Origin of the sequence: Bacillus sp. SIMBA_008 (assembly GCF_046535495.1) — a bacterium.
GTDB classification, from domain to species: Bacteria; Bacillota; Bacilli; order Bacillales; family Bacillaceae; genus Bacillus; species Bacillus subtilis.
In genome coordinates this window covers 1-346 of record NZ_JAWRWL010000142.1, presented here as the reverse complement: position 1 = coordinate 346, position 346 = coordinate 1, and the positions used below count along the sequence as shown (strand labels likewise).

1 protein-coding gene is annotated in these 346 nt (G+C 71.1%); it reads right to left on the bottom strand.

The window, feature by feature from the left end:
- Positions 1-346: hypothetical protein (locus SB658_RS22540; RefSeq protein WP_410602448.1), on the bottom strand; the 346-nt coding region annotated here is incomplete at both ends.

The window sequence follows — 346 nt, the reverse complement described above, 5'->3', positions numbered from 1 at the left end:
CTCTCGCACCGGGTCGCCGCTCGTGTATGCCCACACCCAGGTGCGGGCGAGGGCGAGCAGGGGCTGGCTCACGACGAGGATCACGACGGTCACCGCGATCACGACGGGCGTACGGGCGAGCAGGATCGGCGCCCCGATGATGATGAGCAGGCCGAGGTAGGCGAGCACCACGGCCACCCACGAGCCCCAGGAGGCCATCCAGACGCCCAGGACGACGAGGAAGAGGCCGCGGAGCGTCTGCTGGAGCAGCGTCGTCCCCACGCGCCCTCCGCGCCGCCACACCAGTTCCGCCGACATCCCCATCACGAGCGCGAACAGGGGCGACGCGACGTCGCTGAAGTTCGCC